8 protein-coding genes are annotated in these 5,302 nt (G+C 56.5%); all 8 read left to right on the forward strand.

Going from position 1 to position 5,302, the window contains the following annotated elements; genetic code table 11:
* Positions 1 to 201 (forward strand): iron-sulfur cluster assembly scaffold protein (locus B3Z49_RS02940; RefSeq protein ID WP_296988130.1); only part of this gene is annotated, 201 nt, incomplete at its 5' end.
* Positions 202 to 245: 44 nt separating this feature from the next.
* Complete coding sequence (locus B3Z49_RS02945) at positions 246 to 587, forward strand: HesB/IscA family protein (protein WP_008890649.1); 342 nt, start codon at positions 246 to 248, stop codon at positions 585 to 587.
* 152 nt (positions 588 to 739) lie between these two features.
* The gene (gene hscB, locus B3Z49_RS02950) at positions 740 to 1,360 is read left to right on the forward strand and encodes a Fe-S protein assembly co-chaperone HscB (RefSeq protein ID WP_296988132.1); all 621 of its coding nucleotides are present in this window, start codon (positions 740 to 742) and stop codon (positions 1,358 to 1,360) included.
* 25 nt (positions 1,361 to 1,385) lie between these two features.
* The gene (gene hscA / locus B3Z49_RS02955; RefSeq protein ID WP_296988134.1) at positions 1,386 to 3,284 is read left to right on the forward strand and encodes a Fe-S protein assembly chaperone HscA; all 1,899 of its coding nucleotides are present in this window, start codon (positions 1,386 to 1,388) and stop codon (positions 3,282 to 3,284) included.
* Positions 3,285 to 3,438: 154 nt separating this feature from the next.
* Entirely contained in the window at positions 3,439 to 3,774 is a 336-nt protein-coding gene (locus B3Z49_RS02960; protein WP_008890652.1) for a ferredoxin family 2Fe-2S iron-sulfur cluster binding protein, read from the forward strand.
* Positions 3,775 to 3,828: 54 nt separating this feature from the next.
* Positions 3,829 to 4,026 carry a Fe-S cluster assembly protein IscX gene (gene iscX, locus B3Z49_RS02965; protein WP_008890653.1) on the forward strand — a complete coding sequence of 66 codons (198 nt, stop codon included), beginning with the start codon at positions 3,829 to 3,831 and terminating at the stop codon, positions 4,024 to 4,026.
* Positions 4,027 to 4,151: 125 nt separating this feature from the next.
* Positions 4,152 to 4,856, forward strand: a complete 705-nt coding sequence (gene tenA / locus B3Z49_RS02970; protein ID WP_296988136.1) for a thiaminase II — start codon at positions 4,152 to 4,154, stop codon at positions 4,854 to 4,856.
* A gap of 117 nt (positions 4,857 to 4,973) precedes the next feature.
* On the forward strand, positions 4,974 to 5,302 hold a 329-nt coding region (locus B3Z49_RS02975), incomplete at its 3' end, for an asparagine synthase-related protein (RefSeq protein WP_296988137.1).

Consider the following 5,302-nt stretch of genomic DNA (forward strand, 5'->3'; position numbering starts at 1 on the left):
TCAAGCTCGCTGATCACCGAATGGGTCAAGGGCAAGTCGCTTGACGAAGCGGGTTCGATCAAAAACTCGCAGATTGCCGAGGAACTTGCACTTCCGCCGGTCAAGATCCACTGCTCGATCCTGGCTGAAGACGCGATCAAAGCCGCAATCAGCGACTACAAAACCAAAAACGGCGCAGCGGAAGTGGACGCTGCTGAATAAGCAGCGCCCACTCCCCATCGTTTTCGGAATCTTGGGAGAATAAAATGGCTCTACCGTCACCAATTTCTGTCACACCGGTCGCTCTTGATCACATCAAGGCGCTGCTTGATAGCCGCGGGAAACCTTCGCACGGCATTCGGCTTGGTGTGCGCAGCAAAGGGTGCTCGGGCCTGTCCTACACGCTGGAATATGCCGATGGTGCCGATGGCTTCGAAGAAGTCGTCGAACTTGACGACGGCGTGAGAATCCTGATCGACCCCAAAGCCATCATGTTCGTGCTTGGCACAGAGATGGATTACGAGGTCAACACGATGGAGGAAGGCTTTGTTTTCCGGAACCCCAACGAAAAAGGTCGTTGTGGTTGCGGGGAATCCTTCCACGTTTGATCAGGCCGGGCTTTCCCTGCTTTCTGAATGGTTATGGCCCTGGCGAGATCGCCGGGGCCATCGCCTGAAAAGGGTGACGTGACCAAGCTATGGTCACGTATCGCCTTTTGAACTGATTTGTTTTTGTCTTTTAATCCTCGGAAGTGCATCGCGTGAGCAACACCGAACAACCTGCGCACAAGGTTTGCTGGTCCTGTAAGGGGCCGGTCGCCGCAAGCGCACTGTTTTGCGAAACCTGCAACGCCATTCAGGCCCCCGGCCAGCTGGATCATTTTACCCGCTTTGGTCTGGAGCGTTCCTTTGACGTTGATGTCGATGCGATGGAAGCGACCTACCTCAAGCAGCAACAAAAGCTCCATCCTGACCGGTTCGCGTCCAAATCCGGCCGCGAACAGGCCCTGTCATCGCAACAGGCCGCAAGCCTGAACGAAGCGTTCGAGACGCTGAAAAATCCGGTGGCGCGTGCGCATTATATGCTGCGTCAGGCCGGGCACGAGCCCGAAGGCGGCGAAGGCCATACTGTCAATGATCCGGAACTTCTGATGGAAGCGATGGAAATGCGCGAGGCGCTTGACGATGCGACCGATAAAATCACCATTGATGCGATGATCAAGGATACCCGCAAACAGGCGCGTGCCTGTGAAAAGGATCTTGGTGCCGCCTTTGACAACAAATCCTATGACGCGGCCAAAAAACTGGCCACCCGCCTGAGGTATCTCGTGAAAATGACCGAGGAAGCGCGCGCGAAGAAATCGCGCCTTGCCGCTGCCTGATCATAGAAAAAGACTGGACGTAAAGATGGCCCTGCTAAAAATCCACGAACCCGGCGAAACACCCCTCCCGCACGAGGAAGAACGCCAGATCGCTGTCGGGATCGATCTTGGAACCACCAACTCGGTGGTTGCAATCTCGAACTCGGAAAAGCCTGAAGTTCTGCGCGATAAATCCGGTGGCAATGCGATTGTGCCCTCTGTCGTCTATTACGGCGATGACATGCCGGTTGTCGGCGAAGCCGCCCGTGATCAGATCAATACCGATGCCAGCCGTGTGGTATCCTCGGTCAAGCGCCTGATGGGCCGCGGGATCGAGGATGTCAAAACAATCGCCGGTACGCTGCCTTATCACGTCGAAGTGCCGGAAAAATCCGAAACCGAAAACGGCGAGCCGATGATGGTGCGCCTCAATGTCGGTAATCGGGTCCTGACCCCGGTGGAGGTATCGGCCGACATTTTGCGTGCCCTGCGTGCCCGTGCCGAAGAAAGCCTTGATAAACCGGTCGAAAAGGCCGTGATCACGGTCCCGGCCTATTTTGACGATGGGGCCCGCACCGCGACCAAGGATGCCGCCAAGCTGGCCGGGATCGAAGTGCTTCGTCTGGTCAATGAACCGACGGCGGCTGCCCTTGCCTATGGCCTCGATAACGGGGCAGAGGGGCTTTATGCCGTCTACGACCTTGGCGGTGGCACCTTTGATATCTCGCTTCTGAAAATGCAAAAGGGCGTCTTCCAGGTGAAGGCGACCGGCGGCGATGCCGCCCTTGGTGGTGATGATTTCGATCACGCCATTGCCGAACATCTTCTGGCCGCGCGCAAGGATGGCGGTGCCACCGATGATCTTGACGCATCGGACGCCAAACGCCTTCTGAAGGCCGCCCGGACGGTCAAGGAAAGCCTGACCGATCAGGACAGTGTCGAAGTCACAGTGGCACTCAATGGCACGGACACCAAACACACTGTAACGCGCGAACAGTTTGATGCGATGATCGCCAAGCTGGTTGCCCGCACGGCCGCCATCACCGAACAGGTGCTTGATGACGCCGATGTCCTGCCCGAAGACGTCAAGGGTGTGGTGCTGGTTGGCGGCTCCACCCGCGTGCCAGCTGTCCGCAAGGCGGTGGCCGATCTGTTTGAACAGGAACCGCTGTCTGATATCGACCCGGACGAGGTTGTTGCTCTTGGTGCTGCCCTTCAGGCAGAGGCTTTGACGGGCGGCTCGGATAACCTTCTTCTCGATGTGACGCCGCTGTCGCTGGGGCTTGAAACCATGGGCGGGATTGTTGAAAAGGTCATTGACCGTAACACGCCGATCCCGGTCACCAAGGCACAGGAATTCACCACCTATCAGGATGGTCAGTCGGCCATGATGATCCATGTGGTGCAGGGCGAACGTGAAATGGTTGATCAGTGCCGCTCGCTTGCGCGCTTTGCCCTGACCGGTATTCCGTCGATGGCAGCTGGCGCTGCACGTATTCGCGTTCAGTTCAATGTCGATGCCGATGGCCTTCTGACCGTCTCGGCCCGCGAAGAAACCACCGGCACTGAACAGGAAGTCGCGGTCAAACCGACCTATGGCATCAATGAGTCTGATATGGCGACCATGTTGCGCGATAGCATGGTCCATGCCCGCGAAGACATGGAAATGCGTGTCCTGACCGAGGCCCGCGTCGAAGCACGTCGCAACATCCTGGCGGTCAATGCCGCGATGAATGCCGACCGTGCCCTTCTGACCAAGGAAGACGAAGCCAATATCAAACAGGCGATTGCCAATCTTGAAACGGCCGCCGCAGGCGATAACCGCGATGCGATCAATGACGCCGCCGAGGCGCTTGAAAATGCATCGCGTCCGTTTGCCGAGGCCCGTATGGATAGCCGGATCCGCCAGGCACTTGCCGGGCAAAATGTCGATGAAGTTCACTAGGAAGTGAATTAATCGACACCGGTGGAATTGACAAACCGGCGAACTGCGGCGATTGTCCCCGACAACCGCCAAGGTCAGGCCGGATAAGCGACCCGTATCGCGGGGCGCATAAACAGAGATCGAACGAAAAGTATTACCGAGGAGAAAGGCACAAATGCCTAAGATCGTTTTTGTCGAGCCGGATGGCACCGAAAAGGAATTCGAAGTCGCCGACGGCCTGTCTGTTCTGGAAGCTGCCCACAAGAACGGCATTGACCTTGAAGGTGCTTGCGAAGGTTCGCTGGCATGTTCGACCTGCCACGTCATTCTTGAAGATGACTGGTTTGACAAGCTTGATGAACCGTCCGAAGACGAAGAAGACATGCTTGACCTTGCCTTTGGCCTGACCGAGACCTCGCGTCTTGGCTGCCAGATCATCATGAGCGACGAGCTCGACGGTCTGCGTGTCAAACTTCCGTCCGCGACCCGCAACATGATGGTCGACAAGTAAGTTTCACCTTCTGCTGACCGGGCGCATTGCCGCCCGGTGTCAAAGGAGACGGATATGCGTTGGACAGACATTCAGGACATCGCGATCGAGCTTGAGGAAGCCCATCCGGACAAGGATAACCTCAACCTTCGCTTTACCGACCTGCATAAATGGGTCACCGAGCTTGAAGGTTTTGAAGACGATCCTTCGAAGTCGAACGAGAAGATTCTTGAAGCCATCCAGATGGCCTGGATCGACGAGCGCGACGACTGATTTCGATGAGTGTGATGTGCGCCAAACGGCCTGCACCCTGATCACAAAAATGCGGACCGGCCTGCAACATGCGGGCTGGTCCGTTTTTGTTTGAGCCACCATGAATAAACAGGGAAGGGACCAGCATGAGTAAACCCGCCACCTTCACCGACATCATCCCCGTCGACAGTCTGTTTGGCAAATTGCGCACCTGCGCACCCGAAGCCTGGCAAAGCTATGTCTGCCATGACTTCGTCAAGCAGCTTGGCAATGGCACATTGCCCGAAGCCGCGTTCAAGCATTACCTTATTCAGGATTATCTGTTCCTGATCCAGTTTGCGCGCGCCTATGCGCTGGCGGCCTATAAGGCCGAAGACATGCATGCCATGCGCCAGTTTTCCGGCACCGTGCATGCCATCCTTGATATGGAAATGAGCCTGCATTTGGACTTCTGCAAAGGCTGGGGCCTGTCAGAGGCCGATATCGTCGCAGAGGCCGAGGCACGAGCGTGCATCACCTATACCCGCTATGTGCTTGATCGGGGTCATCAGGGGGACGTGGTGGACCTGCAGGTGGCCCTGATGCCCTGTATGGTGGGCTATGCCGAAATCGCAAACCGCCTGATGGCAAGTTCTGATACTGTGCTTGACGGCAATCCGTACCGGGCATGGATTGAAATGTATGCGTCCGACGAATTTCAGGACGTGGCAAAGGCCGAGATCGAGTTGCTTGAACACACAGTTGCCACGCGTGGCGGGCATCGCCGCCTCGAAGGGCTGGTGGAAACCTTTACCATGGCAAGCCGCCTTGAAGCCGATTTTTGGCAGATGGGACTTGATCTGGCAAAATAGGCCAAGATCGCCTATATAAGCCCGAACGATATTTTGCGGGTGGCGTGTGCGCCGCCCGTTGCCTTTTTGGATTAACCTCTTGTCGCCGTGGCCTTGACCCACGGATGGGTGAGAAACATGAACTCTCTTGGCTTTGATAAAGCCCCGGAAGATACCCGCGTGGTTGTGGCCATGTCGGGTGGGGTTGATAGCTCTGCCGTTGCAGCCCTTCTGAAATCAGAAGGCTATGACGTGGTGGGCATCACGCTTCAGCTTTATGATATGGGGGCCAATGCCCCGACCCGTGCGAAATCCTGCTGTGCCGGGCGCGATATTTATGATGCGCGCAAAGTGGCCGAGGATATCGACATTCCCTATTACGTGCTCGATTACGAATCACGCTTCCGCGAAGAAGTGATCGATGATTTTGCCGACAGCTACATGCGCGGCGAAACCCCGATCCCGTG

This window comes from Thalassospira sp. UBA1131 (genome assembly GCF_002311515.1).
Taxonomy (GTDB): Bacteria; Pseudomonadota; Alphaproteobacteria; order Rhodospirillales; family Thalassospiraceae; genus Thalassospira.

Excerpts from the sequence above, each read along its gene's own strand:
- hscA (WP_296988134.1), top strand. The coding sequence starts at position 1,386 with ATGGCCCTGCTAAAAATCCACGAACCCGGCGAAACACCCCTCCCGCAC.
- iscX (WP_008890653.1), top strand. The coding sequence starts at position 3,829 with ATGCGTTGGACAGACATTCAGGACATCGCGATCGAGCTTGAGGAAGCC.
- tenA (WP_296988136.1), top strand. The coding sequence starts at position 4,152 with ATGAGTAAACCCGCCACCTTCACCGACATCATCCCCGTCGACAGTCTG.
- B3Z49_RS02960 (WP_008890652.1), top strand. The coding sequence starts at position 3,439 with ATGCCTAAGATCGTTTTTGTCGAGCCGGATGGCACCGAAAAGGAATTC.
- B3Z49_RS02945 (WP_008890649.1), top strand. The coding sequence starts at position 246 with ATGGCTCTACCGTCACCAATTTCTGTCACACCGGTCGCTCTTGATCAC.